General features: G+C 59.7%; 23 protein-coding genes. 17 read left to right on the plus strand and 6 right to left on the minus strand.

All coding sequences use genetic code 11. The features are described 5' to 3' along the window. From Q0J60_RS08010 to Q0J60_RS08055, 10 genes are all read left to right on the plus strand, one after another. Positions 1-260: 2-C-methyl-D-erythritol 4-phosphate cytidylyltransferase (locus Q0J60_RS08010; protein WP_294440369.1), on the plus strand; the 260-nt coding region annotated here is incomplete at its 5' end. A 14-nt stretch (positions 261-274) separates the two neighbouring features. Continuing rightward, the gene (gene ispF / locus Q0J60_RS08015; RefSeq protein WP_294440447.1) at positions 275-748 is read left to right on the plus strand and encodes a 2-C-methyl-D-erythritol 2,4-cyclodiphosphate synthase; all 474 of its coding nucleotides are present in this window, start codon (positions 275-277) and stop codon (positions 746-748) included. Positions 749-952: 204 nt separating this feature from the next. Beyond that, positions 953-2428, plus strand: coding sequence for a cysteine--tRNA ligase (gene cysS, locus Q0J60_RS08020; protein ID WP_294440371.1), 1476 nt, complete (start codon positions 953-955; stop codon positions 2426-2428). A 24-nt stretch (positions 2429-2452) separates the two neighbouring features. Continuing rightward, positions 2453-3214, plus strand: coding sequence for a 23S rRNA (guanosine(2251)-2'-O)-methyltransferase RlmB (rlmB, locus tag Q0J60_RS08025; protein WP_294440373.1), 762 nt, complete (start codon positions 2453-2455; stop codon positions 3212-3214). Between the two features lie 24 nt (positions 3215-3238). Continuing rightward, complete coding sequence (locus Q0J60_RS08030) at positions 3239-3790, plus strand: NYN domain-containing protein (RefSeq protein WP_294440375.1); 552 nt, start codon at positions 3239-3241, stop codon at positions 3788-3790. 180 nt (positions 3791-3970) lie between these two features. Then, on the plus strand, positions 3971-4381 hold the full coding sequence (locus tag Q0J60_RS08035) for a pyridoxamine 5'-phosphate oxidase family protein (protein WP_294440376.1): 411 nt from the start codon (positions 3971-3973) through the stop codon (positions 4379-4381). Between the two features lie 66 nt (positions 4382-4447). After that, positions 4448-4918: a 23S rRNA (pseudouridine(1915)-N(3))-methyltransferase RlmH gene (gene rlmH / locus Q0J60_RS08040; RefSeq protein WP_294440378.1), complete on the plus strand. Its 471-nt coding sequence runs from the start codon at positions 4448-4450 to the stop codon at positions 4916-4918. 105 nt (positions 4919-5023) lie between these two features. Then, complete coding sequence (locus tag Q0J60_RS08045; RefSeq protein ID WP_294440381.1) at positions 5024-6772, plus strand: DUF3825 domain-containing protein; 1749 nt, start codon at positions 5024-5026, stop codon at positions 6770-6772. Between the two features lie 2 nt (positions 6773-6774). Continuing rightward, positions 6775-7275, plus strand: a complete 501-nt coding sequence (locus Q0J60_RS08050; protein ID WP_294440384.1) for a metallophosphoesterase family protein — start codon at positions 6775-6777, stop codon at positions 7273-7275. Between the two features lie 56 nt (positions 7276-7331). Beyond that, positions 7332-7874, plus strand: a complete 543-nt coding sequence (locus tag Q0J60_RS08055; RefSeq protein ID WP_294440386.1) for a rhodanese-like domain-containing protein — start codon at positions 7332-7334, stop codon at positions 7872-7874. 253 nt (positions 7875-8127) lie between these two features. Here Q0J60_RS08055 and Q0J60_RS08060 read toward each other — a convergent pair whose 3' ends face one another. Together Q0J60_RS08060 and Q0J60_RS08065 are read right to left on the minus strand one after the other, a co-directional pair. Then, positions 8128-10209 (minus strand): heavy metal translocating P-type ATPase, encoded by a 2082-nt coding sequence (locus Q0J60_RS08060; protein WP_294440388.1) that lies wholly within the window; start codon positions 10207-10209, stop codon positions 8128-8130. 20 nt (positions 10210-10229) lie between these two features. Then, entirely contained in the window at positions 10230-10541 is a 312-nt protein-coding gene (locus Q0J60_RS08065) for a DUF6110 family protein (RefSeq protein ID WP_294440391.1), read from the minus strand. Positions 10542-10813: 272 nt separating this feature from the next. Here Q0J60_RS08065 and Q0J60_RS08070 point away from each other — a divergent pair, with 272 nt between their 5' ends. Next, on the plus strand, positions 10814-11002 hold the full coding sequence (locus Q0J60_RS08070) for a hypothetical protein (RefSeq protein ID WP_294440393.1): 189 nt from the start codon (positions 10814-10816) through the stop codon (positions 11000-11002). Between the two features lie 8 nt (positions 11003-11010). Here Q0J60_RS08070 and Q0J60_RS10535 read toward each other — a convergent pair whose 3' ends face one another. Together Q0J60_RS10535 and Q0J60_RS08075 are read right to left on the minus strand one after the other, a co-directional pair. After that, on the minus strand, positions 11011-11196 hold the full coding sequence (locus tag Q0J60_RS10535; protein WP_367178823.1) for a helix-turn-helix domain-containing protein: 186 nt from the start codon (positions 11194-11196) through the stop codon (positions 11011-11013). Further along, a complete protein-coding gene (locus tag Q0J60_RS08075) occupies positions 11144-11722 on the minus strand; it encodes a Crp/Fnr family transcriptional regulator (protein ID WP_294440394.1) in 579 nt (192 codons plus the stop codon). The genes Q0J60_RS10535 and Q0J60_RS08075 overlap by 53 nt, the downstream gene beginning before the upstream one ends. Before the next feature lie 118 nt (positions 11723-11840). On the opposite strand from Q0J60_RS08075, the gene hcp reads away from it, so the two are divergent. Beyond that, on the plus strand, positions 11841-13427 hold the full coding sequence (gene hcp / locus Q0J60_RS08080; protein WP_294440396.1) for a hydroxylamine reductase: 1587 nt from the start codon (positions 11841-11843) through the stop codon (positions 13425-13427). Positions 13428-13429: 2 nt separating this feature from the next. Here hcp and Q0J60_RS08085 read toward each other — a convergent pair whose 3' ends face one another. Further along, entirely contained in the window at positions 13430-14647 is a 1218-nt protein-coding gene (locus Q0J60_RS08085) for a cation:proton antiporter (protein WP_294440397.1), read from the minus strand. A gap of 193 nt (positions 14648-14840) precedes the next feature. Next, positions 14841-16265, minus strand: coding sequence for an aminopeptidase (locus Q0J60_RS08090; protein ID WP_294440398.1), 1425 nt, complete (start codon positions 16263-16265; stop codon positions 14841-14843). Between the two features lie 469 nt (positions 16266-16734). Here Q0J60_RS08090 and Q0J60_RS08095 point away from each other — a divergent pair, with 469 nt between their 5' ends. From Q0J60_RS08095 to Q0J60_RS08115, 5 genes are all read left to right on the plus strand, one after another. Next, positions 16735-18252, plus strand: coding sequence for an IMP dehydrogenase (locus Q0J60_RS08095; protein ID WP_294440400.1), 1518 nt, complete (start codon positions 16735-16737; stop codon positions 18250-18252). Positions 18253-18426: 174 nt separating this feature from the next. After that, a complete protein-coding gene (locus tag Q0J60_RS08100; RefSeq protein WP_294440402.1) occupies positions 18427-19521 on the plus strand; it encodes a peptidase in 1095 nt (364 codons plus the stop codon). 123 nt (positions 19522-19644) lie between these two features. Then, the gene (locus tag Q0J60_RS08105; RefSeq protein ID WP_294440404.1) at positions 19645-22887 is read left to right on the plus strand and encodes a toll/interleukin-1 receptor domain-containing protein; all 3243 of its coding nucleotides are present in this window, start codon (positions 19645-19647) and stop codon (positions 22885-22887) included. Between the two features lie 185 nt (positions 22888-23072). Beyond that, positions 23073-23822, plus strand: coding sequence for a hypothetical protein (locus Q0J60_RS08110; protein WP_294440406.1), 750 nt, complete (start codon positions 23073-23075; stop codon positions 23820-23822). 7 nt (positions 23823-23829) lie between these two features. Continuing rightward, positions 23830-25365, plus strand: coding sequence for an FHA domain-containing protein (locus tag Q0J60_RS08115; protein WP_294440408.1), 1536 nt, complete (start codon positions 23830-23832; stop codon positions 25363-25365). Positions 25366-25370 lie beyond the last annotated feature (5 nt).

The following is a 25370-nucleotide window of genomic DNA, read 5'->3' on the forward strand; positions in this document are numbered from 1 at the left end:
GTCGCGTGTTCTGGAACGCGCAGACGCCTCAGGTCTTCCGATCGGGCGTGTACCGTCGCGCACATGCGTCGGCTTTGGCCGAGGGCTTCATCGGCACCGACGACGCGTCGCTCATCGAACGCATGGGCGGCAAGGTGCTGGTGGTGGAAGGCAAGCGCGCCAACATCAAGCTCACGGTGCCGGAGGACTATCGCATGCTTTCGGCGATCGTGCAGTCGCTGGGCCTTGTTCCCAACGAGGACGAAGGAGAGAACGCGTGACGAACGCTTCGAACATGAGAATCGGTCTAGGGTACGACGTTCATGCGTTTGCGCCTGACCGCAAGCTGATTCTGGGCGGAGTGGATATTCCGCATCACCAGGGCCTTCTGGGCCATTCCGATGCCGATGTGCTGGCGCATGCGATTTCCGATGCGCTTCTGGGTGCGGCGCGCGCGGGCGATATCGGCAAGCTGTTTCCCGATACCGACCCGAAGTATGCCGGCGCCGATTCGCTCAAACTTTTGGCAGCAGTAGCCGAGCATGTGCGCTCGCTGGGCTTCGAGATTGTGGACGTGGACAGCGTGATTGCCGCGCAGGCGCCCAAGCTCTCGCCGCACCGCGAGGCCATGCGTGAGAACTTGGCGCATGCGATGGGCATTTCCGTGGATGCGGTGGGTGTGAAAGCCACCACCACCGAGCGGCTGGGTTTCGAGGGCCGCGAAGAGGGAATTTCCGCCCAAGCCGTGGCGCTGTTGGAACGATGTTAGTGGTCGTTGCGTCGGCCTGACGGCCAACGCACTACTCGACGCTGCGAACCCGTCGGGCGCTTCACCTTGCCCCTTGTGCTCCCCTCGGCGCGTGCGAAGCACGCTTGGGGTCGCGGCGGGGCAATCTGAAGCACCGGACGGGTTCTCGCTGACTTTCTTTAACCTGCATGTTTTGCAATGTTGCACAAAGCTCAAGGAGTCATCATGATTCGTATTTATAACAGCCAGCTGCGCGAGAAGCGCGAGTTCACGCCCATCGAAGAGGGCAAGGTGCGCATGTACGTGTGTGGCCCCACCGTGTACGACCAGATCCACATCGGCAATGCGCGCACGTTCCTCTCGTTCGATGTGATTCGTCGCTGGCTCATCGCCAGCGGTTACGAGGTCACGTTCGCGCAGAATCTGACCGACGTGGACGACAAGATCATCAATCGCGCCAACGAGCAGGGTCGCGCGCCTGAAGAGGTGGCGCATGAGTTCTCCGACGCGTTCATCGAGCAGATGCATCGCTTCAACATCATGGATCCTGACATTCGCCCGCGCGCGACCAAGGAAATCGGCCCCATGATTGGCATGATCAAGAGCCTGATCGAGCAGGGCCATGCCTATGCGGCTGACAACGGCGACGTGTATTTCTCAGTGCGCAGTGACCCGAATTACGGCGAGGTGTCCGGCCGCAAGATCGACGACCTCATGGTGGGCGCTCGCATCGAGGAGAACGAAGACAAACGCGATCCGCTGGACTTCGCGCTGTGGAAGGCCGCCAAGCCGGGCGAGCCCATGTGGGATTCGCCGTGGGGCAAGGGCCGTCCCGGCTGGCACACCGAGTGCGCTGCCATGGTGCATCGCTACCTGGGCACGCCCATCGACATCCACGGCGGCGGCGGTGACCTGGCATTTCCGCATCATGAGAACGAATGCGCGCAGGCCACGTGCTGCTGGCATCAGGGGTTTGCGAACACGTGGATGCATGCGGGCATGCTGCGCGTGGACGGTGAGAAGATGTCCAAGAGCCTGGGCAACTTCTACACGCTCAAAGAGGTTCTGGACGCTCACAGTGCGGCGGCGCTTCGCCTCCTGATGCTGCAGACGCATTACCGCTCGCCTTTGGATTTCTCATGGGAGCGTCTGGAGGGTGCCGAGAACTCGCTCGAGCGCATCGCCACCTGCGTGGAGAACCTGCGTTGGGCGGCGGGCCATGTTGAGGAGGGCGCCTCGGCGGATGCGGAGCTTGCCCAGAAGCTTCTCGACGCAACTGATGCTGCTAAGGACGAGTTCGAAGCCCAGATGAATGACGATTTCAACACGGCAGGCGCGCTGGCGGCGTATTTCTCGCTGGTGACCGAGGCGAACACGTATGTGGAGCAGGCAGGAGGCGCGGCAGACCAGGAGGCCTGCGTCGCCTGCGCCGCCTCCATCCTGGGCGCGTTCGGTTTGCTGGGCATCGATCTCCCCGTCAAGCAGGCTGAGCTGCCCATCGCGCTCATCGGCATTGCCGAAGACGTTGCGGGGTATAAGGGCGACAACGTGGACGATGCCGCCGAGGCCATTCTCGCCGTGCGCGCCGAGGCTCGTGCCGCGAAGGATTGGCCGCGTGCCGACGCCATCCGCGACCAGCTCAAAGAGCTCGACCTGGTAATCGAAGACACCGCCGCCGGTAGCCGCATCAAGCGGGCTTAGACATACGGATAAAGGAAAGACCATATGGCAGAATACATTGAAGGAAGGCGTCCGGTTATCGAGGCGCTGCGTGCGGGCATGCCGCTCAAGAGTGTGCTCATGGCCGACAACGTGCAGCAGGACGGTCAGATCAAAGACATCCTGCGCAAGGCGCGTCAGCATGGCGTGAAGGTGAAGCCCGTCTCGCGCAAAATGCTCGACGACATGAGCGAGCGCGGCAGCCACCAGGGCGTTATGGCCGAAACGCTTCCGTTCCCCTATGTGAGCATGACCGATATCATCGCTGACGCCAACAAACGCGCCGATGAGCAGGGCAATGCGCTGGTCGTGTTGCTTGACCACGTGACCGACGCGGGTAATCTGGGCGCCATCGCCCGTTCCGCCGAGATTGTGGGCGCAAGCGGCCTGGTCATCCCCAACAAGCGCGGCGCACGCGTGACCGCCGCTACATACAAGAGCTCGGCGGGCGCCATCAACCATCTGAAGATCAGCCAGGTGGCGAACCTTGCTTCCACGTTGGAGCGCCTGAAGAAGGAAGGCTTCTGGGTGGCGGGCGCAAGCGAGCATGCGCAGCACACCGTTTGGGAGGCGCCGCTTTACGGCAAGATCGCGCTGGTTATGGGCAGCGAGGACGAGGGCCTTTCGCGACTGACCATGGAGGAGTGCGACTTTTTGACCAAGCTTCCGCAGGTGGGCAAGGTCGAATCGCTCAATGTCGCCCAAGCCGCCACTGCTATCATGTACGAATGGATGCGTCAGTGTGCTGTGAAGGCTTCTGGAAAGTAAGTATTTTTTAGAAACTAGCAAACTATGGGAAAGCAAAGAAGAAGGCTCCTTCTGGTCGATGGCTACAACGTGCTGCGCAGCGGCTCGCGCTATCGCCATGTACTTCATGCGGGGCCCAATCCCGACTACGACAACGATGCGTTCAACCGTGCACGCGAGGCCCTCATCAACGACGTGGTGGCCTATGCGGGCCGCGATTCCGATGCGATCATCGTGTTCGACGGCGCCGACAATGAGTTCTCCGACGGCACGGTGGAGCGCATCGCCGGCGTGCGCATCATGTTTTCCCGCGCGGGCGATTCCGCCGACAAGGTGATTGAAAAGCTGGCGTGGGAGGCGCGTGCGCGCGGCGTGGAAACCATGGTGGTCACCAGCGACGCATCCATCCAGAACACGGTGTTCGGCGGCGGTGTCGATCGCATGAGCGCCGATGGTTTCAGCCGTGCGGTGAACCTGCACGTCCACGAGTCGCGTCTGGACGACGCTCCCAAGGTTGCCGTGAAGAACACCGTGGCCGAGCGCCTGAATCCCGACGTGCGCGCCAAACTGGCTGCTCTGCGTGATTCGCTGGGGTAGCGTCAAGGCTTTATCGTTGTCTGCCCGGGTTCTAGTGTCGTGATGAACCGTGCTTTGCGATTGGGTGACAGAAGGACATCGGTTGCGGACGACGCAGGGAAACGGCTCATAATGCGTGATGCAAACAGATACGCAAGACGTAGAGCAACGTGCACATTTGCAATAGAAAGAAGGCACATCATGCTGGAGAAATACGCGGCGACGGGAAAATTCACGACGCTTGTGGGCGATACGCTGAAAGCGTCCATGGGCAAGGTAGAGGGCACGTCGGTGGTCGCCACGGTCAATGAGGACGGCACGCCCAATGCTGCCATTTTCGTTCCCATGATGGCGGACGACACCCATCTGGTCATGACGCTCGCCGCCAATCGCACGCGCGAGAACATTGAGCGCACGGGACAGTGCGTAGTGGTGTACGATGTGGCGAATCCCCAGGCGGAGAACAAAGCCTCGCGCCACAAGGGCATTCGCATGCGCTGTGAGTTGGTTGCCGCCGAGAGCGACGAATACAAGCAGGTCGCAGAGGTGTGGCCCCGCATGACGCCGTACACGCTGGTGCTGCGCGTGACGGAGTTCATGGCCATCGGATAGTCGCGCTGGGCATGGTGCGACAGCGACCGTTGTGGCTGAGCGCACGCAGGCAAGGGAGGATTTCGGATGAACATCACCGTGATCGCCGTGGGCAAACTCAAAGAGAAGTTTTGGGTTGCCGCATGCGACGAATACCTTAAGCGTCTTAAGGGATATGCGAAGGTGCGCGTGGTGGAGATATCCGACCGCGATCCGGCAAAATGCGGCGGCGACGAAGCCTCACGCAAGGCAGAAGGCAAGGATATCCTGAAAGCGCTGCCGGCCCACTCGCACGTGATGCTCCTCGATGTGCAGGGCAAACAGCTGTCGAGCGAGGGCATCGCCGCGCGTCTTGACGCCATCGCGCTGGGAGGCACGAGCGACATCACGTTCATCATCGGTGGATCGAGCGGCGTGAGCCAAGAGGTGTACGGCGCCGCCAGCGAGACGCTTTCGTTCGGCAAGATTACGCTGCCGCACAACCTTGCACGCGTGGTGCTGTTGGAGCAGATTTACCGCGCGTTCAAAATCAGCCGCGGCGAGCCGTACCATAAATAACGATTGAGAGGGGAGCCGCATATGCGGCTTCGCCTTTTATCGGAGCCACGTGCAATTGCCAAGAGGTGCGTGCGGCTTCGTTTCATATAGAGAGAAAGGGGCGGCATGGCTGCTCGTAAGAAGAATGCTCCGCGTATGACGGAGGATGATAAAAGGGCCATCTATCAGGTCCTTAAGCGCAATTTCGACTTCGACGAGGAATATCCGCTGGCAAATCTGGGATGGTGCTTCCTTCGTGAGGATATCGATAAGGCGGACTACGGGTTCATCAAGCTCACGCCTATGCTGGAAGAGATGGCGGATTTCGTAACCATGTCCACCAAGGAGGTGGGCGGTGTTTCGCAGTCGATGTTCTCTCTTCGTGAAAATAATGATTACGAACAGAAATCTAAGAGAAATAATGAATCTAAGAATCAAAAAGATAGAAAACAGAATAACGATACCAAGAATCTAAAAGACACTAAGAGCGAATCTGAGTCCAATGATTCAGGCTTCGAAGGCCGAGAACGTGCGGAAAAGCCCGAAAAGCAGACAGCTAAGCAGGCCTCTGCCTCGAAAGCGGAATCCAAGCAGGGCTCAACCTCGCATGCGGAATCCCAGCGTGCTCTTGAATCCAAAGCAAAGTTTGAGGTCGAAGCTCAGCAGCCTGCTTCGCCCATGGCCGAAGGAGCCCGACAGCCTTCCGATTCCAAAACGGAATCCGGCCAAAGCGCTGGCTTCAAGGTGAACTCTCAGGCTTCTGATGCGAAGGCGGATTCCAAGAAGGCGACCGACAAGAAATCCGCCCCTTCGGCCAAAAAGGGGCAGAAGGCCTCATCAACTGAGGCGGATTCCGCCAAAACGGCAAAGCCCTCGGCGAGATCTTCCCGTTCGCTGCGTGGGCGCACGATTCCTGGCAAGGCGCTCGAACGTTTCGCCGATTTGGGAACGTGGTCCAATTTTCTCTCGACGCTTGCATCGCTCGCCCTCGAGGAGCCGTGGGACTTCTGCGAGGTGCCCGGCATCCAGGCGGTCGGAGGGTCGACGAAGCGCTACGACATTCTGCATAACTACATTCGCTATACGTTCTACCGCCTCACGCTTGAGGACAAGGTGGCGTTTTCGGACGATGAGGGCTTCGCGGCGTTCAATACGGGCCTGGTGGACAAGCATTACGAAGATATCTATGCGTGCTTCGAACCTTCATCGGCGGATGGTCGCCAGCCGTGGGCATTCGTCGGTTTTTGCACGGCGGGCACGGGCAAGTTCGGCAAGCGTCTCGTGCGTGAAATGAACCCGCTGCCGCAGCCCGCGAGCTATCTGCAGCGCAAGGAGGATCTGCTGTTCGATCTCGACCGCGAAGTGGTATGTGATATCCGTCATATCGTAGTGGACAACGTGCATAGGCTCCCGCTCAATTTCTTGCGCGATGAGCTGGCATCTTCGGCGGAATGCCGCGGCATCTTGGCCGGCGTTGAAGATTTGACGCCACGTGGGCGTGCGGCGCGCTTCGATCGTCTGCGTGCGGCAATCGCCAATGACCCGCGTCTGTTCACGCGGCTGTCTAACAGCATTAACGCTGCCATCGACCAGGCTCGCCGCCAGGTGCGCTGGAACTACAAAACGGCGGTTCCCGCGTATTATCCGCGCACGAACAGCATGAACCTGCTTTTGCCCCTTAATCTGACCGAGGACACCACGCCCGATGTGGCGCTGGTGGTTGAACTGCAGAAATCGGGCAATTACCAGGGCCAGACCATCGTGACCATGGCGCAGGCGTACCGCGATGCGCGTCTGCTGTGCCGCCCCTACATCGATTGGCTGTCTCCCGCATCCATCATCGACGCCGCCGGCGAGGACGACGAGGAGGAATAGGCATGCTCGTAGGCATCATCTCCGACACGCACGGGCATCTGCCGCGCGCCGCGTATTTCGAGCTGGCGGATTGCGACCACATCATTCATGCGGGTGACATCGGCCGCATCGAGATTCTGGAGGAGCTGCGCACGCTCGCGCCCGTCACGGCGGTGCTGGGCAACAACGACATTCCGGAATACGGCGATTCAGTGGGTCGCTATGCGGCCGAGACGATTGATGGCGTGCGGTTCCTGGTCACGCACACGCCCAGCAGTCTGCAGCGGGCACTTTCGGGACGCACGTCGGCGCTAGCGCCGGGTGACCCGGTGCCGTGGGTGGCGGTGCACGGGCATACGCATGTGCCGCGCATCGAGTACGGCGGCGAGGCGTTTCCGGCGCGCATGATCGTATGTCCGGGTTCGCCCGTTCGCCCGCGCGGCGGCTCGCTTCCCAGCGTGGCCAAAATCACGATTGAGGGCGGGGCCGTCGTCGATGCCCGTATCGTGGAGCTGAAGATTTAGCGGCCAAGGAGCTGTACAATCCGCTGAAGCAGATACGGAAGGCAAGGAGATTCGCCATGAAGATAGATATCGCCGAAGTGCAGGAGATGCTGGAAAACGACCCGCATATGCTGCTGGTGGACGTGCGCACGCAGGAGGAGTTCGACGCGGGGCATATTCCCGGTGCCGGGTGCATGCCCGTGGAAACCATCATGGACTGCCTGTACGACGAGGCGCTTTCGGAGCGCGGCCTAGACGCCATCGCCCAGGCGCGTGGCATGGAGATGGCCGATGACGCGTCTGTCATCGTGCTGTATTGCCGCACCGGGGCGCGCAGCGCGACCGCGGCGCAGTACATGGAGGCAATCGGGTATGTGAACGTGTACGACGCGGGCGGCATCGTCGAGTGGCCCTACGAGGTGGTGACCACCGAGGAGGAGCAGATGGTGGCGTCGGCAATCGCGGCATCGGGCGTCGCGGCTGTGGGCGAGGCGCCGCATTCCGGTCACGATGACGGTTGCGGCTGCGGCCACGACCATGGGCATGCGCACGATCACGACTGCGGCTGCGCGCATGATCACAAGCATGATGATTGCGGCTGCGGCCATCATCACGAATAGGACTGGCGTCATTCGCGCAAACCGTCCCCATTATTTTGAGCAAAAGCGCCCCTTATCGAAGGGGGCGCTTCTTCATATTCTCTCCATATTCGAAGTGCCGTAAAAAACGGTGTGACGTACAAGGAAAGGGGGGAGGATATGAAATTAGATTCTCGGTTCCGATACCCCTCCTGTTGAAAAGCCGCCCCTAAGGGCGGCTTTTCGTGTATCAGAAGCATACGTCGCGTTGGAATGGCCATGGTCGTGACGAAAGCTACACGTAGCGGCTCGTGTTCACCAGCGAAAGTCCCACGGTGCTAGCGTTATGCAGAAGCGACGAGGTCTGCGGCGTGATGGCGCCGCCTATCCCGAGGGCGAGGAGCGCCGAATTGATGCCGATGACCTTGCGATACGAACCCATCATGCGCCGTTGCATCCCGCTGCTTATGCGGCGCAGCGTGACCAGAGCGGCAAGCTCGGTGTCGGAGAGCACGATGTCGGCAACCTCCTTGGCGATGTCGGATCCTTGTCCCATGGCAATGCCTACGTCAGCAAGCGAAAGAGCGGGGGAGTCGTTCACGCCGTCGCCCACCATGGCAACACGGCGGCCTTGTTCCTTGAGCGATGCGAGGTAGGCGTACTTATCCTCGGGCAAAAGATCGGCGCGCCATTCGTCGATTCCAGCCTCCCTAGCGATGCGTTCGGCGGTTTTTGCGTAGTCGCCCGTCAGCATGACAATGTGCTCGATGCCCATGCTCTTCAGCTGCGCTATGGCGTCGGCTGCACCGGGCTTTATGGGGTCTTGGATGCCCAATACCCCTACGACGGCTCCGTCGATGGCGAGATAAAGCGGGGAGAGGCCCATGAAATGTTCCTCGATGCGCGCGGCAAGCGATTCGTCAAGCTGTGCATGCTCGTCCTCTATCACGAAATGCTTCGAGCCTATGACTACGCGCCTGCCGTCGAGCTCGGAGGCTATGCCGTGCGCCACGATGTACTCCACGGCGGCATGGCGCTCGCGGTGCTCAAGCCCACGTTCCTCGGCGGCGTGTACCACGGCACGTGCTACAGGATGGGGAAAATGCTCCTCCAGACAGGCGGAAAGGCGTAGGATTTCATCCTCGGACCAAGCGTCGTTTGCCGATTCGACGCGCACGAGCTTGGGCGCCGCCTCGGTGAGCGTGCCCGTTTTGTCGAATACGATGGTGTCCGCCTGGGCGAACGCCTCGAAATAACGCGCCCCTTTCACCATGATGCCTGCTTTTGCAGCGTTGCTCATGGCTGTCAGCACGGCGATGGAGCCTGCCAGTTTGAGGGCGCACGAATAGTCCACCATCAGTGCCGCCGATGTTTTCGTGAGGTCGCGGGTGATTACGGCCACGATGCCGGCAAGCAGGAAATTCCAGGGCACGATTCGATCCGCCATGGCTTCCATGTGCGATTGCACGTTTGATTTGAGAGAATCGGCGTGTTCGACCAGGGCAACAATAGATCGCAGTCTGGTTTCTCCGGTGCTTTCACGCACGCGCACCAAGATGTCGCCCTCCTCGACCACGGTGCCGGCGAACACGTCGTCTCCTACGGCGCGCTCCACGGACAGGGGTTCTCCTGTGAGCGTGGCCTGGTTCACCATGGCGACGCCTCGCTCCACCACGCCATCGATGCAGATGGACATGCCCGTGCGCACTGCCACTAAATCGCCCGGCTTGAGGCTTTCGGCGCTCACACGCACTTCGGTATCTCCCTGCACCTTCTGCACCGAATCGGGCACATCCAGCAGCGAGCCGATGAGCTCGTTTTCAGACGCTGCGCGCGTGTAGTCTTCTAGCGCTTCGCCTACATGAAGTAAAAACATGGTTTCACCGGCTGTTTTAGGATCGCGCTTTATGAAAGATATGCCGATTGCCGCTGCATCGAGCACGGGGACGGTAAGCCTGCCACGACGCAGTGCCTGCCATCCGGCAGCAAGGAACGGCAGGAACGCGTTGATGGCGAACAGTGTCCGGATGGGCATGGGGAAAAGCCAGCGACGTGCTACGTAGGCGCCCACGATACGTGCGAGTTGCAGCAGAAGCGCATGGGTGCGTGGCGCAAGTGCCATCGCATAGCCCGCCTTTGCGCGCTCGATGTCCTCGCGCGTGATGCCGTCAAGGTGGGAAAGTACCGCCGCGCGCCCTGTTTCACCGTTTGCGTATTCGATTGCCATCTGGCCGATGCTACCGTACACCTGAATTTTGCGAATGACGGGGCATTCACTCGTCATCTTGATAAGGGCATCGAGGTCGGAGTCGGGCACGCGGCCGGCAAGCTTGACGCGTACCCTGCCGGGAATCTCGTGATGAATGCGGTATTCCATGCGGTTTCGCCCGAAATCGATTATGCGGTGGTCGTCGCTGTAGTGGCAGAGGTTGCTGCGGAGGCGCCAGTGGTCTCGGCCGCGACCGCTTCTGCTGCACTTTGGACGTGGTCGGGTTTGGAGGCGTTGAGGTAGGCCGCTTCAGCTACGATGTCATCTACCTCGGCCTTGGCCTGTTCGACGATCTCTTCGTAGCTCTGCTTTGCGCGCAAGGCTCCGGCAACCCCGTGCACATAGCATTTCTTGGCCTGGGGGCTGGTAAGCGCCTTGACGCCTACGGTTCCTAGCAGAAAGCCTGCACCAACAAGAAGCGATCCGATCTTTGCATTCATGCTTTCCTCCTTTTGTCCGCATGAGCGTAGTGAATCCATTGAGAGGCAACAATAGTTCCCCTCGTCTAACTAAAAGTTAGAATAGTGCTACACTAGGAAGAAGTCAACTATAGCTAACATAAGGCTCGCATGGCATTGGCGGACATTGAAGGCCATGCGTTCAACGAAGGGAGAGCGACATGAAGAAACATAAGTTTTTCGGATGGGCGATGCTTCTGTGCGCCATCGCTGCCGTATATACCGGCTACAAGAGGGTGTAGAGGTGGTGCACAATGGTGGAGATGGAAATCAATGTGCAGACCATTATTCTGCTGGCAATCGTCTTAGTGGCATTCGTGTTTGCGCTCCGCCACGCGGCACGCGTGTTCGGCGGGAAGGACGGGTGCCATGGCGGTGAGGGCTGTTCCTCCGAGAACCATGCATGCGCATCGAAAAAGGACGCCGACGAGGGGCGTCCCTAGTTCTCTGCTTAATTGTTCAGAACGAATCTATTTTTGCGCACGTCGATGATGCCTTCGCGTTTCATGCGGCCGAGTTCGGCCGAGAGGGCGCTGCGATCGACGCAGAGATAGTCGGCTAATTGCTGGCGATCGAACGGAATGTCAAACGTGCGCGACCCCTGGGTGCTCGCTTGCGAAGAAAGGTATGCCAGCACCTTGCCGCGAATGGTTTTTGGGTGCGGTGTGGCGTGCTCGCTGCGAGAGGCCGATGTTCTTGCGCGCAATGACCGCCAGCAGGTTCCTGATCAAGAGGGCGTGGTGCTCGCACGTCTTGGAGCAGACGTTGATGATGCGCTGGACGTCCAACATAAGCACCTCGCAGTCCTGCGCCGCTACCGCAGCCACTTCCATGGGTTCTCCGGGTGCGCATGCGTATGCCTCGGCAAACGCTTGACCAGGGCCAATTTGGGCGAATACCGCCGTTGCACCCCAGGCGTCCGTGCTCTCGATGCGAACCGAGCCCTTGAGCACAAGGCCCATCGCACGTGGCATATCGCCCATGCGATAGATGTACGATCCCTTAGGATACGTGCGCGGCTGAGCGTCCAGGCATTGGAGCATCGCTTCGATTTCGTGTGCGTTGGCACCTTGGAAGAGGCGCGTTTTCGCAAGAAGCGTGATGTCGATGCGCGTTTTGGTGACTGGCGAAGCTGTTGCGTTGCTTTGCGAAGAAGTATCCATGAAAAACCTCCTGCACGTTGTATATACAACGGAAATGCAATTATAACAGCACTATGCTGCCCCCAGTTCGGAACAGGAGCCAGGCAAAAGGCCGTGCTCGAAGAGACAGGGGGATTCCATGACCGACCAGAAGATGTTCTGCTTCCAGTGCGAGCAAACTGCCGGATGCACGGGGTGCACGGGTGCGGCAGGCGTATGCGGCAAGAAGGCCGACGACGCCCAGGCGCAGGATGAAATCACCGGGGCGCTCATAGGCCTCGCGCGTACCGTGGCGGCGGGCGCAATCCCCGATGCGGCGACCGACGAACTTGTGATGAATGCCATGTTCACGTGCGTGACCAACGTGTCGTTTTCCCGCGAAGGCGATGAGGCGATGGCTCAGCGCGTGCGCGAGGAGAATGCGCGTATCGCCGCCGTGGCAGGCATTGAGCCGTGCCCCGATTTTGATATGGGCGCCATCTGGAATGCCGATGAGGACATGCGCTCCCTCAAGTCGCTCGTGTTGTTTGGCCTGCGTGGCATGGCCGCTTACGCGCATCATGCTCACGTGCTTGGCTACGATGATCCTGCGGTGACCGGCTTCTTCTATGAAGGACTGGCGGCACTCGCCACCGATCCAAGCGTGGATGACGCTGTGGCGCTGGCGCTCAAGGTGGGCGAAGTGAACCTGGCATGCATGGCGCTGCTCGATCGCGCGAACACCGAGACCTACGGCACGCCCGCTCCGGCGGATGTGACCATGAAGGTGGAGAAAGGGCCGTTCGTCATCGTGACCGGGCATGACCTGCGTGACCTTGAACTTCTGTTGAAGCAGACCGAAGGCCGAGGCGTGAACGTGTATACCCACGGCGAGATGCTGCCTGGCCACGCGTATCCCGAACTGCGCAAGTATGCGCACCTCAAGGGGAACTTTGGCACCGCATGGCAGAACCAGCGTAAAGAGTTCGCCGACGTGCCTGCTCCCATCCTGTTCACCACGAACTGCCTGATGCCGCCGAGCGCGTCGTACGCCGACCGCGTGTTTACCACCGGTGTGGTCGATTTCCCCGATACACCGCACATCGGCGATGACAAGGATTTCTCGGCCGTGATTGACAAGGCTATCGAGCTGGGCGGCTACGATGAAGACCGTGAGTTCACCGGCATCAACGGCGGAACCCATATGACAACCGGCTTCGGCCATGGCACTGTGCTGAACCTCGCCGATACCGTGGTGAACGCCGTCAAGGCGGGCGACGTGCGTCACTTCTTCCTGGTAGGCGGCTGCGATGGTGCGCGCGCCGGGCGCAATTACTACACCGACTTCGTAAAGCAGACGCCCGATGACACCGTGGTGCTCACGCTGGCGTGCGGCAAGTTCCGCTTCAACGATCTTGATTTGGGATCGATTGGGGGCATCCCGCGCCTTCTGGACGTTGGCCAGTGCAACGACGCGTACGGCGCCGTGAAGATTGCTCTCGCGCTTGCCGAGGCGTTCGACTGCGGCGTGAACGATCTGCCGCTTACGCTGGTACTTTCGTGGTATGAGCAGAAGGCGGTGTGCATCCTGCTCACCCTGCTGCATTTGGGAATCAAGGGCATCTACCTGGGTCCCACGCTGCCGGCGTTTGTGTCGCCCAACGTGCTCAAAGTACTGGTCGATGCCTTCGATGTCCGCCCAATTTCCGGCGATGTCGCCGCTGACATGAAGGAAATGCTGGGGTAGGGCTACCTATTCTCTTTCTCCAGCCACTTCACGGCGCGCGTGTTGGCGGCGCGGTAGGTGAGCGAGGCAATCAGCGGCATGAGCAGCATGGTTACGGCGCCGGCGGATACGAACACCGAGGCGGTGGAGGCGTCCATCGCGCCGCCGTTGACCGCCACCGAGGTCACGGCAACGATGAGCGGCAGAGCGGTGGTGCAGTACACGGCCACGGTGGCGTGATTGCGAGCGCCCATCGCGTCCACTTCGGGGTCTTTGTCGCGCGCCATCGACACGAAGATGGGCACCGCGCGAATAAGCACGAGCATCGCGATGAAACCTACGAGCAGGGCAGGCTGCGCCGCCACGGCGGACAGGTCGATCTTCGCGCCGGACACCACGAAGAACAGCGGAATGAGGAAGCCGTATCCGATAGCGTTGAGCTTCTTTTCCAGAATCTCGTCGTCCTTAGGAATGATGTAGCGCAGGATGAAGCCGGCGGCGAACGCGCCCAGCACGATGTCCAGGTCGAAGAGCGACGAGATGGCCACCAGCAGGATGAGCAGCGCCACGGTCAGGCGCACGAACGTCTGCGAGGTGGTGTCGCGGCCTGCGAACAGGATGTCGCGGATGAGGCCGTCGGCGCGGGCGGTGCGATGCCCGAAGCGCGCCACCAGCACGGCGACGACGATGAAGCCAAGCAGGATGACCACCGTAAGCCAGGTCGCGCGGGTGGACAGCAGTAGAGCCATGGCGATGACTGGGCCCAGCTCGCCCCAGGTGCCGTACGAAAGGATGGACGATCCCACGCGCGTGTCCATGAGGCCGCGTTCTTTGAGGATGGGCATGAGCGCGCCGATGGCGGTGGTGGTGAGCGCGATGGTCACGGCAAGGCCGTCGAGGCCGCGCGCCTGGACGCCGGTGAACGCATGCACGGCCACGAACGCCAGCGCAAGCGAGACCGCCCACGTGGCAAGGCCGCGCTTGCCCTCGCGACCCGTGATAGTTTTGGGATTGATTTCATAGCCTGCGAGCAGGAACAGCATGCCGCAGCCCAGATCGGAAAGCAGCTCGGCGCTTTCATCCAGCCAGATGACATTGACCAGGTGCGGGCCCAAGATTGCACCGCCCAAAAGCAGAAGCACCGTTTCAGGCACGGGTTTCTTAGGAATGAGGTTGGCGATGAGCGGCGCCAATGCGGCGATGGCGGCGATGATGGCAAGCGATATGAAGTCGTGGGTCATGGGTGGCCTTTCCTGGCGAATAAATGCAAGCAATCACTATAGCGTGTTTAGCGAGGAGCGGCGCCGCAATGGACGGGTCTGCGCAGGACTTTCCTCATATTATGGTTGAGCGTTGCGCCGTTCGGATTTTGCCGTGCATAGGAAAGGCCGGGTGGTTCCGGCCTTTCCTGTAACTTTCGGATTCAGCTCTTCCTTACGCCCACTTCAAGAATGCGCGGTAGGCCTTGAGCGCCTCGTAGAGGTCGGCCTTGTCGATGACCTCCCACGGGGCGTGCATGCTGAGCACCGCTACGCCGCAGTCAATCACGTTCATGCCGTATTTGGCTAGGATATAGGCGATGGTTCCGCCGCCGCCCACATCGACTTTACCCAGTTCAGCGGTCTGGAACGCGGCATCACCCTTCTCCATGATGGCGCGAATCTTGGCCATATACTCGGCGTTGGCGTCGTTGGATCCGCTCTTGCCGCGGCTGCCTGTGAATTTGTTGAACACCACGCCGCGGCCCAGATACGCCGTGTTCTTGGTTTCGAACGCGCTCGCGTACGAAGGGTCAAAGCCGGCGCTTACGTCACTCGACAGCATGCTGGAGTTCGCGAGGCAGCGGCGCAGCGGCAGATCGCCCGCCTGGCCGGCGAGGTCCATGATCTCGGCAATGGTGTTCTCAAAGAACATCGAGGTCATGCCCGTGGCGCCCACACTGCCAATCTCTTCCTTATCAACCAGGATGCAGATGCCGGTCTTCTCCAGGTCGCGTGCTTCGAGCTGCGCCACCAAGCTGGGGTAGGCGCACACACGGTCGTCGTGGCCGTAGCCCAGGATCATCGACGCATCAAAGCCACAATCACGCGCGGGGCCGGCGGGCACCACTTCGAGCTCAGAGGACAGGAAATCGGCCTCTTCCATGTCGTATTTCTCGGCCAGCTTGGACAGAAGCAGCGCCTTGACGGGTTCTTTATCGGCGAGCTTCTCGAGTTCGGTCTTGTCGGCGTCGTCTTTGCCTTCGGCTTTCTTCATGGGGCGACCGCCGGCGAGCACGTCCAGCGCTTCGCCCTCCACGACTTCGGACGCCTTCTTCTGCATCTGATCGCCCGCCAAATGGATCAGCAGGTCGGTCACGCAGAACACTGGGTCGCCTTCGTCCTCGCCCACGTTTACGCGCTCAACCGTGCCATCTTTCTTGGCGATTACGCCATGGATGGCAAGAGGCAGGGTGACCCATTGGTACTTCTTCACGCCGCCGTAGTAGTGCGTATCGAGAAACGCCAGGTCGCCGGCTTCATAGAGCGGGTTTTGTTTGATATCCAGGCGAGGGCTGTCGATATGTGCACCCAGGATGTTCAGGCCGTCTTCTAGCGGACGGGTGCCAATGTGTGCCAGGATAAGCGTCTTGCCATAGCTTTCTGCATACACCTTGTCGCCTGCGACAAGCGTGCGGCCGGCGGCGCGAGCCTCGTCGACGGAGATATATCCCGCCTCGCGCGCCATGGCGATGGCGGTTGCCGCGCATTCGCGCTCGGTCTTGTTCTCACTGATGAAGCGGCGATAGTCGCCCGCCAGAGACTCGAGCTCAGCAAGCGCTGCGTCGTCGTAGGAATTCCACGCGTTCTTGTGTTCCAAAACGTACTCCTTCCTCTGTTTTATATCGGTTCGCATGGTAGCACGCGCGGCGGAAAACCGTGGTTTCGTCCGGCCGATACTTGGCTATTCCGAAAATCGGTAAAAAAATCGAGAATGTTTGTGCGAAATCGCCTTATTTGAGGGCTTGGACAGCTTTTTTCAACGATGGCTCGATTAAAACCCCAGGTCACGGTTTTCACGACTCCTGAAAAGCGTCCGCAAACCACAAACATTCTCGATTTTTTATCCGAAATTTGAAACGACCAAGTATTGCGCGGTATTGAGGCCATCTAAATTCAGCTTTTCGCTCCACCCGCCTAAAGTTATGGCGAATGTGTGCCGCGAGGTGGTGCCTGACCTTTGTTTTTTGGCGGCATGGTGGTCGCATTCGTGAATGGCGATTATAATTATCGGATTATGTATGCAGGCCACACGAGCGACGAGCCCGTCAACACGAAGGAGTAGCCACATGGCGTTTTATTACGAAGAGCCTTCCCGCACCTTCAATGAATACCTCTTGGTTCCCGGTCACACGCCGGCCAGTTGTATTCCCGCCAAGGTCAGCTTGAAAACGCCGCTGGTGCGCTACCGCAAGGGCGAGGAGGAATGCCCCATCTCGCTGAACGTGCCCATGGTGTCCGCCATCATGGCTGCCGTGTCTGACGACCGCATGGCTGTGGCCCTGGCAACCGAAGGCGGCATGTCCTTCATCTACGGCAAACAGTCCATCGAGGACGAGGCCGCTATGGTGGCTCGCGCGAAGTCCTATAAGGCAGGCTTCGTGGTGAGCGACGCCACGCTTTCTCCCGACATGACGCTTGAGCAGGTGCTCGAGCTTAAGGAGAAGACGGGCCACTCCACCATGCCCGTCACCGCCGGTGCCAGCGCTACGGGCAAGCTGCTGGGCATGGTGACTGAGCGCGATTACCGCCTGTCCCGCATGCCGCTCGACCTCAAGGTGTCCGAGTTCATGACCCCGCGTGAGAAGCTGATTACCGCCCCCGCCGACACCACACTGTCCGAGGCTAACGACATCATCTGGGAGCGCAAGCTCAACAGCCTGCCCCTGGTGGATGCCAATGATTGCCTGGCCTACCTGGTGTTCCGCAAGGACTACGATTCGCATAAAGAAAACCCGCTGGAGATGCTCGACCACGAGAAGCGTTACATGGTGGGCGCGGGTATCAACTCCCGCGACTACGCCGAGCGCGTTCCCGCTTTGGTGGAGGCCGGCGTTGACGTGCTCTGCATCGACTCCTCGGAGGGCTTCTCTGATTGGCAGAAGATGACCATCGAGTGGGTGCGTGAGCGCTACGGCGACTCCGTCAAGATTGGCGCGGGCAATGTGGTCGATCGCGACGGTTTCCGCTTCCTGGCCGAGGCTGGCGCCGACTTCGTGAAGGTGGGTATCGGCGGCGGTTCCATCTGCATCACGCGTGAGACCAAGGGCATCGGCCGCGGTCAGGCTACGGCCACCATCGAGGTCGCCAAGGCTCGCGACGAGTACTTCGAGGAGACGGGCATTTACGTGCCCATCTGCTCCGACGGTGGCATCGTGTACGACCATCATATCTCCCTGGCTCTGGCCATGGGCGCCGACTTCGTGATGCTGGGCCGTTACTTCGCCCGCTTCGACGAGAGCCCCTCGGCGAAGGTGCTGGTCAACGGCAACTACATGAAAGAGTACTGGGGCGAGGGTTCTGCGCGTGCCCGCAACTGGGGCCGTTACGACCTGGGCGGCAAGAAGAGCCTGTCCTTCGAAGAGGGCGTTGACTCTTACGTGCCCTACGCCGGCAGCCTGAAAGACAACATGGCGGTTACGCTGCTCAAGATCAAATCCACCATGAGCAACTGCGGCGCGCTCACTATCCCTGAGTTCCGCGACAAGGCGAAGCTCACGCTGGTGTCTTCCACCTCTATCGTTGAGGGCGGCGCGCACGACGTGCTGCTGAAGGACAAGACCCCGTACGTGGGCAGCGCCCGATAAGCGCATTTGACGAGCCGGCACTTCGAACGTGCCGGCTCGTTGATTGTCTCGGCGCCGCCGAGGCCTGTATCTGTCCCCCGAGGAAAGTAGTCCGCCATCAAAGCTCTGAAGAACATACATACGCTGCCGTTAGCGCCCAGGCTTCTCGCGTGCACGCTGGCGGCGACGCTTTGCATGCCCGTCGCGACGGCGCATCCCGCATTCGCCGACGAGGTGAGCGACGCCAAGGCGGCGCTCGATCAAGCAGAGGCGCGCATGGCGCAAATCGCCGAGGAACACGCGCAACTTGAGGCCCAGGTGGAAGAGCTCCAGGGCCAGATCGATGACGCTACGCAGGGCGTCATGGATGCCCAGACTGCCATGCAGGAAGGGCGTGCCCATCTGGGCGAAGTGATGTCGTACGAGTACAAGACCGGCGGCATCGGCCTGCTGGAGGTCATTTTTGGGTCGCAGAGCTTGGATGACCTGATTGACAACCTGCAGTATGCGGAATCCGTCCAGGCCGCTCAGGCCAAAATCATCGAGGAGCAAAAGGTTCTCGAGGAGCAGTTCACCACCGCTCTGGACGATCTCAACACCAAGAAGGACGCCCAGATGAAGGCGCTTGACGAGGCCGACCAGAAGAGCAAAGAGGCTGCTCAGGTGGTAGAGGGCGCGCAGGCGCAGCTCGAAAAGGCCGAGGACGAGGCCGCGCGCCGCGAGGCGGAGCGTCTGGCCGAGCTGCAGAGGCAGGCCGAAGAGCTCAAGGCTCAGCAGGAAGCCGCGGCTGCCGCGCAGGAAACGCCTGCGAGCACCGAGTCTGATAACCAGGGTTCCGCCTCCGAGGAGCAGCCTGCGGGCGATGGCTCCAACGGCGGTTCTACGGGCGGCACGTCCGGTGGAAGCTCTTCGGGCGGCAACGAGGGCTCGAGCGGTTCCGGCGGCGATCAGGCAACCGATCCCGGTTCGGGCTGGCAGACGGGCATCGCTTCGGCGTACGGCTCCAAGAGCGACGGCACGTTGGGCGGCACCACCGCCACGGGCGCTATCGTCACCGAGAGCTCCATGGGTGTGGCCATTCCTATGTCGTGGCCCAATTATCGCTCCTACCTGGGTCGCAGCGTAGAGATCAGCTACGGCGGTATGACCGTGATCGCCGTGGTCAATGACTGCGGCGGTATGGGCGGCGGCTCCCGCTCGCTGGATTTGCAGCCGGGTGTGTGGAAGGCCTTCGGTGCTAGCTCTTGCTACGACTGGGGCCTGCGCACCGTAAGCTACAGGTTCCTGTAAGGGATTGCCATTAACTACATTAAGGGCGTCGTTGGACGCCCTTTTTCGTGCGCACGATTTTGCCTGTGCATCTTAGGGTATCATCATGACCGAAAACACTATGCATGGGGAAGGACGACGGATATGTCCGACGCAACGCACGAGCTCGAGTCGGTTGAAGTGGGCGATTCGTTCATGTACGAGGCGTTCATAAGCTATCGGCATCTGCCGAAGGATACCGCTGTCGCCAAGCGCGTCCAGCGGGCTATCGAGGACTTTTCCATTCCCGTTGCGCTGCGCCAGGAGGCGGGGCGCCCGAAGCTCGGCAAGACGTTTCGCGACGAGGACGAGCTTCCTGCCGGCGGCGCGCTCAGCGAGCAAATCAAAGAGGCCCTCCGTATCTCTCGGGCGCTCATCGTTGTGTGCTCTCCTGAAACGCCGAAATCCACCTGGGTGTCTGCCGAGATTGAGACTTTCATTTCGCTACACGGGCGAGAATCCGTGTTCGTGGTGCTGGCTGATGGCGAGCCTGTCGAAAGCTTTCCGAACGTCTTGTATGAGTCCTCTTCGTCGGCTTTGCCGATGGATGCGAACACCATAACGTCCGATGAACCGGTGGCTGCGGATTTCCGCGAAGGCAAAACGGCAAGACAGTATCGCATCGAGGCGGCACGCATCCGCGCGGCACTTATCGGGTGTCGTCCGGATGATCTCATCCAGCGCCAGAAAACTCGAATCATGCAACGTGCTGTTGTCGGTGGCCTGTGCGTCGCTGTGGCTTTGGGTGCCTTCGGCATGTTTGCGTTTGCGCAGCATGTATCAATCGAGCAAGCGAATCGTGAAAATCTGATCATTCAGTCTGAACAATACGCGGCAGATGCCCATGCCTCGTTGGAATCCGGTGACAGGAAAAGCGCCATTCGATCGGCGCTTCAATCGGTCGATGCCGCAGAGCAAGCGGGCATATCAACGGCGTCGGCGCATGTCATGCTCGCGGAATCGCTGGGCATGTACCCTGCCGCCTCGGGATTCCAGTCGTGCTATACCAAAGAGGGGATTCAGGATATCGGGTCGAATCTCGCGGTATCGCCAACGGGCGGATGGTTCGCGCTCTGCGAGTCGCTAGAGGATATTTCCATATGCGATATCGCAACGGGCGACGAGATTGCGACTTTGGATTCTGCGGCTCTCGAAGACGCGTTGGGCGAAGCGTCGGACGGCTCTTTCCTAGACAGCATGCATGCCTATGGCGACGTGCTTATTTGCATGACGGAATCGGCGGATTTGGCATGCTTCGATGCGGGGAGCGGCGAATTGCGCTGGGCGAAAACGAAAGAAGAAGTGGGCTATCTTTGGGATATGCAGGAAGCGCCCGATTGCAAGACAATTGGCATGTTGAGCCTTGTTGCGGATAAGGCGTTCTCGCTGCTCATGGTGGATATGCATACGGGTGAAGTGAAGGACGAATATCCTCTTGATATTGCGCTTGGTACCGGCCAATTCTTGGCGTTTGATGACAAGGGTGCGCGTGCGGCGATCGTTTCGGGGTGCGATGTCGTCCTTGTGGATTTGGGCAACGGGGCGAGCGCTACGGTGCAGGCTGCAAGCGAAATGGTGACCGATGTCGCATTCGGAGGCGATGCGCTTTGCGTGACGAGCAGCCCCGCTGATGAAACGGAATCTATCAAGGTGGGCGCGAGCGAAGAGGCCCTGGAGACGCGCTCTCCTTCGACGCGCGTCACCATCGAGGCATTCGACTGCGAAACCCTTGAGCTCATATGGAGCGACGAGAGAGAATGGGAGGCGTATTCCGGCGACTCCTCGACGAATCCAGTGGCGCTAGAGTCGCGCGTGTCTGCGTTTGAGGCGGCAGGAGCAAGCCTGTTCCTCGTTACTGCAGGAAACGATGCCTTTGCTTATGTGACCGACGATGGGTCGAGCACGCCGCTTCTAGAGGGCGACACCCCCATAGTTGCGTATGATATAGACGATCGCGACGGTGCTCTGACGATACGTGCTTGGTCGTTCGATGGAGCATGCACTGAGGTGAAGTTTCCAATCGCCTCCGACTCTCTGTTTCGCACATGCTCGCTTGGCGGTTTTGCCGAAGACGTGTGGGCGGTATATCCTGCTCGGGTCCAAGGCGACATGTATGCCGTCGGTCTTGCGGCAGAGAATCGCGAAAAAGCCCTCGTCACCAAGTATGTCGATGCGTCGAATTCTCCCGATAGCGTCTTTATTGGAAACGATAGGGGCGGCTCGATTTCCCTCAATTGCGACGAGTCTCGTGTCGCGTGGCAGTCGCAGGACGGTGTGCTCATGGTGACCGACACCGCCACGCTTGAGAGCGAGCCTGTCGTGAACTGCGAGGAATTGGGCATCAAATCTTGGGAAATCGACAACACGAGCATGGCGTTCTCGCAAACCGATCCGCGCGTTGTGTATCTGCGCGACAAGGGGTCGGAGAGCGCCCCGCCGCATATCTGGGCGCTCGATGTCGTAACGGACGACATTCTAGGCTCGTGGACGTGGGAATATGCTCGAGAGGGTGACGACTTCGAAGAATGCACCATATCCGACGAGCGCAACGGAAGCTTTGTGGTGCGCATTCCAGCCTATGGATACATAGGCGTTGTTGACGCGGCATCGCTGGAAACGACCATTGAATTCACGGCAACCAATGAGGTGCCCCTGGCAGATATCGTGCCTCTTCCCGAGAGAGGCATGCTGGCGAGCTATGCCGGCGGAGACGTGCGGCTTTATGACGAAACGCTTGCGCTTCTTGGCGACGGCCTTGACGGCGCTTCGGTGGCCGACGCCGATTCGCTGGGTGAATTCACCGCCGTTTCACCTGATGGGAACCTCGTCTTCGTGGCGTGCGACGACGGCATCCTGCGCGCGCTCAGCATTCAGGACGGGTCATGCGTTTGGTCCGCGGAGTTCGATTCGACGGCGGGATGCCTGCTGTCGAGCTCGCCAGATGGGAGCTATCTCTTCGCTCAGAGTTCGGACGGCGTATGCGTGTTTTTCGACAAGGAGACAGGCGTGCGCCTAACAAGCTCGGAATCGCTTTCGACCATTGGGGACGTGAAGTATTCAGAGTCATGCGACAAGGTGTTTTTGCTATTGCTTGACGGCAGGCTCAACCCTCGGACGACGGTGCTTTCGCTCGGCGCGGGCGATGCGTCTGGCTCGGCGTCTTCCGAGCTTAGCGCTTCCGGCGAGCAGGGCCGACAGGCAATGACATGCGAGATTGAATGCGAAATAGGGGGAGGCAGAGCCGTCTCTTCGAAAAACGGATTGGTGTTCGCTCAGGGCGACAACGAGATTTGGTGCATGCCCTATTATTCCCTTGATGATCTGAAATCTCTTGCAAGCCAGGCATAAAGCGCTGCATTCAGGGGAAACAAAGCTTTAACGGTTTCATACGGCATTCCGCGGCGCACTCTCCATTGGGATTTGCGAGAAAATGAAGCGACGCCCATTGGGAAACAACGTAGCTTTACGTGGCTTACCATGCTCTCAGTGATGGGAGTATAGGAAGTTTTGCGAAAGCGAAAAGCGATACTGCGATGATGCATACGGTAACCGTTGAATTGGATGAGTATCTTTGCGGCGGGTGCAGCGTGGCCTCCTCGAGCGACGGCCTCGCGGAAAGCCGCATGGCCTTCTTCAAAGAGGGCTTTGTACTCTGCGATGGCGTGGGCGATGTTCCCGGCGGCGGACGACCCATGGCAGAGCTTGCTGTATGGGAGTGCTCCCGCCTTTTGCGAGCGGGCCTCAATGCCGAAGATGCGCTCATAGGAGCCGGTCGCCTTATCTCGCGCGCCTCGTTTTTGGTGGAAAGCGGCGGAACCACCGTTCTTGTGGGAAAATTCTGCAGTGATGGAAGCATCGAGGTGTGCTCGGCGGGCGATACGCTGGGCTTTTCCGTGGGCAAAGGCGCCGCGAAGCCCATCGGCGGTTCAGGATGGGGAAGCAATGCCGTGACCGAGTGTTTGGGTGCCGGAAGGGCAGGGGCTCCCAAACGAGGGACATACGGCGCGAGTCGCGTGCGTGTGAACCCGGGCGAGTGGCTCTGCCTCATGACCGGAGGAGCCTGGCGCAGCGTTCCCCTGATGAGCATGTCGAGCATCTGCCGCGATTGCGTTGGTGCTCCGCAGGATGCCGCTCGCTATCTTGCCGAAGCCGCAAAATGCTATGGGGTGCATGGCGATGTGGCGGTGGCGGTCATAGAGCGTGTCGTGCGCGTTTCTTCGAAGCGCGATCGCAAGGCGTTGCAGCGAAGCGGCGTTCGTCTGCGCCGCGCGGTGGTGGAGTGAGGACGGAATGGAGCCTAAGAACGAGCAAAAGCCGGTCAACGTACTGACGGAATTTCTGACCGATTGGATACGAAAGAACTCGAAGGAATCTGCGCCGTTCTACTCGTTCGAGGTGGGAAAGCGCAAAAACGTCGAGCAGAAAGACGTCGAGCGTTGGATATTCAACTGCAACTATCTGTACTACCGACTGGGCGATTGCCTGTTTGAAAAAGGCTTTTTCTCTTCGTCTTCCGATGGCGACAAAGCGCTATTCGCGTGTCTTGACGCTTTCAAGACCATAAAGGACTCAAATCCGCTTAACCTGCGACAGAAAACCGATGCCGCGGTTATCAACGAGCTTGCCAAGGATTGGCCTCCCCTGGTCAAATCGAGCCGCAACAGGCTTGATAAGTTCCTTGCGACAATGGAAGAGTTTCGTCCTGCTCTTGTTGACGGTTCGGAGGAGCGCGATGGGGCGCTTGATGGCTTCATCGCCGAGATGAAATCGGAAGCGGAGTTCTATTCATCTTTGGCGCGGACCCCCGGCGGCAATGAGCGCGCTGTTCTCGACAGGTGCAAGATGCTCATTCCCCTCTGGTGCGTCAAGGAAATAAACCCCCTGTATACGTTGCTCATCTGGCATGACGAGAGTGCCATATCTGAGTTGTGCGAGCGCATGAAGGAGTCGTTCGAACGTTGCGGGTATTCGAGCGCAAATGGGGGATACAAGCACGACGCATACACGGTGATGGTCAAGCGTGCGCAGTCCGCCTATTTGGAGGACATAGATTACGATGGATCTGAACTGGGCGAATATACCATCACCGAACTTGTGAGCATGTATGACAGGTCTCAGCTGTCGGTCGATCGCATTCAAGATTCGCCTTCGTTCCCACGAGGGCTTTTGGCTAAGTCGCAGCTCATCTGGAACGTGGTCATCTGCTCGATATTCGGCCCCAAAGAAGTGGTGAATCCGCGCGTTGAGGAATATACGGCGCTCAAGCGGGTGCCGCGCTTGTGGGGCAGCATCGACGAGATGCGCGAAGGGATGTGCGGCGAGGTCAACTTGCGCAGGCGGTACCGAAACCGCGGCGTGGAAACCGTGGGTCGCATCGTCATGGAAGACGTGCGTTCGAGCTGTTTGTGGAAGGTCATCGGAAGCGTGTATGACGAAGAGGCGCCGCTGCCGCCAAGCGACTACACCGCCCAATACGAAGACATGACCGGCGCGTTCATCGCAACGCGATGCTATGACGGCCACGGTCGCATTTGCGAGGGCGACGGCGACTCCCGCTATCACGTGGAGATATCGGTCAAGGTGGACGAGTCCGGGCGAAAGGAGCTTGTGGCGCGCGATCTGGGCTCTACGAACGGGAGCTACGTTTTACGTCAAAGTGGCAGGTCGGAGATGTATTACGTGCTGAAAAACGACGATGATATCGGCGTGGAGGCTTGGGCGCCCATCCTTGGCGTGAGCCCCGAGGCGGTGGAGATTGTCGATGAACTCGAGCTTCGCCGCGGCGATATCATCAATCTGTGCAATTCTTGCTTTGAGATTGTTTAGCGTGT

Source organism: uncultured Slackia sp. (genome assembly GCF_944321625.1).
Lineage (GTDB): Bacteria > Actinomycetota > Coriobacteriia > Coriobacteriales > Eggerthellaceae > Slackia.

What these genes read in the sequence shown, in the direction of transcription:
- rlmB (WP_294440373.1), top strand. Translation starts at nt 2,453, where the DNA reads ATGGCAGAATACATTGAAGGAAGGCGTCCGGTTATCGAGGCGCTGCGT.
- Q0J60_RS08060 (WP_294440388.1), bottom strand. Translation starts at nt 10,209, where the DNA reads ATGGAATACCGCATTCATCACGAGATTCCCGGCAGGGTACGCGTCAAG.
- rlmH (WP_294440378.1), top strand. Translation starts at nt 4,448, where the DNA reads ATGAACATCACCGTGATCGCCGTGGGCAAACTCAAAGAGAAGTTTTGG.
- Q0J60_RS08110 (WP_294440406.1), top strand. Translation starts at nt 23,073, where the DNA reads ATGATGCATACGGTAACCGTTGAATTGGATGAGTATCTTTGCGGCGGG.
- Q0J60_RS08055 (WP_294440386.1), top strand. Translation starts at nt 7,332, where the DNA reads ATGAAGATAGATATCGCCGAAGTGCAGGAGATGCTGGAAAACGACCCG.
- Q0J60_RS08035 (WP_294440376.1), top strand. Translation starts at nt 3,971, where the DNA reads ATGCTGGAGAAATACGCGGCGACGGGAAAATTCACGACGCTTGTGGGC.
- Q0J60_RS08105 (WP_294440404.1), top strand. Translation starts at nt 19,645, where the DNA reads ATGTCCGACGCAACGCACGAGCTCGAGTCGGTTGAAGTGGGCGATTCG.
- Q0J60_RS08065 (WP_294440391.1), bottom strand. Translation starts at nt 10,541, where the DNA reads ATGAATGCAAAGATCGGATCGCTTCTTGTTGGTGCAGGCTTTCTGCTA.
- Q0J60_RS08075 (WP_294440394.1), bottom strand. Translation starts at nt 11,722, where the DNA reads ATGGATACTTCTTCGCAAAGCAACGCAACAGCTTCGCCAGTCACCAAA.
- Q0J60_RS08045 (WP_294440381.1), top strand. Translation starts at nt 5,024, where the DNA reads ATGGCTGCTCGTAAGAAGAATGCTCCGCGTATGACGGAGGATGATAAA.
- Q0J60_RS08070 (WP_294440393.1), top strand. Translation starts at nt 10,814, where the DNA reads ATGGTGGAGATGGAAATCAATGTGCAGACCATTATTCTGCTGGCAATC.
- hcp (WP_294440396.1), top strand. Translation starts at nt 11,841, where the DNA reads ATGACCGACCAGAAGATGTTCTGCTTCCAGTGCGAGCAAACTGCCGGA.
- Q0J60_RS08115 (WP_294440408.1), top strand. Translation starts at nt 23,830, where the DNA reads ATGGAGCCTAAGAACGAGCAAAAGCCGGTCAACGTACTGACGGAATTT.
- Q0J60_RS08100 (WP_294440402.1), top strand. Translation starts at nt 18,427, where the DNA reads ATGCCCGTCGCGACGGCGCATCCCGCATTCGCCGACGAGGTGAGCGAC.
- cysS (WP_294440371.1), top strand. Translation starts at nt 953, where the DNA reads ATGATTCGTATTTATAACAGCCAGCTGCGCGAGAAGCGCGAGTTCACG.
- Q0J60_RS08030 (WP_294440375.1), top strand. Translation starts at nt 3,239, where the DNA reads ATGGGAAAGCAAAGAAGAAGGCTCCTTCTGGTCGATGGCTACAACGTG.
- Q0J60_RS08095 (WP_294440400.1), top strand. Translation starts at nt 16,735, where the DNA reads ATGGCGTTTTATTACGAAGAGCCTTCCCGCACCTTCAATGAATACCTC.
- Q0J60_RS08050 (WP_294440384.1), top strand. Translation starts at nt 6,775, where the DNA reads ATGCTCGTAGGCATCATCTCCGACACGCACGGGCATCTGCCGCGCGCC.
- ispF (WP_294440447.1), top strand. Translation starts at nt 275, where the DNA reads ATGAGAATCGGTCTAGGGTACGACGTTCATGCGTTTGCGCCTGACCGC.
- Q0J60_RS08085 (WP_294440397.1), bottom strand. Translation starts at nt 14,647, where the DNA reads ATGACCCACGACTTCATATCGCTTGCCATCATCGCCGCCATCGCCGCA.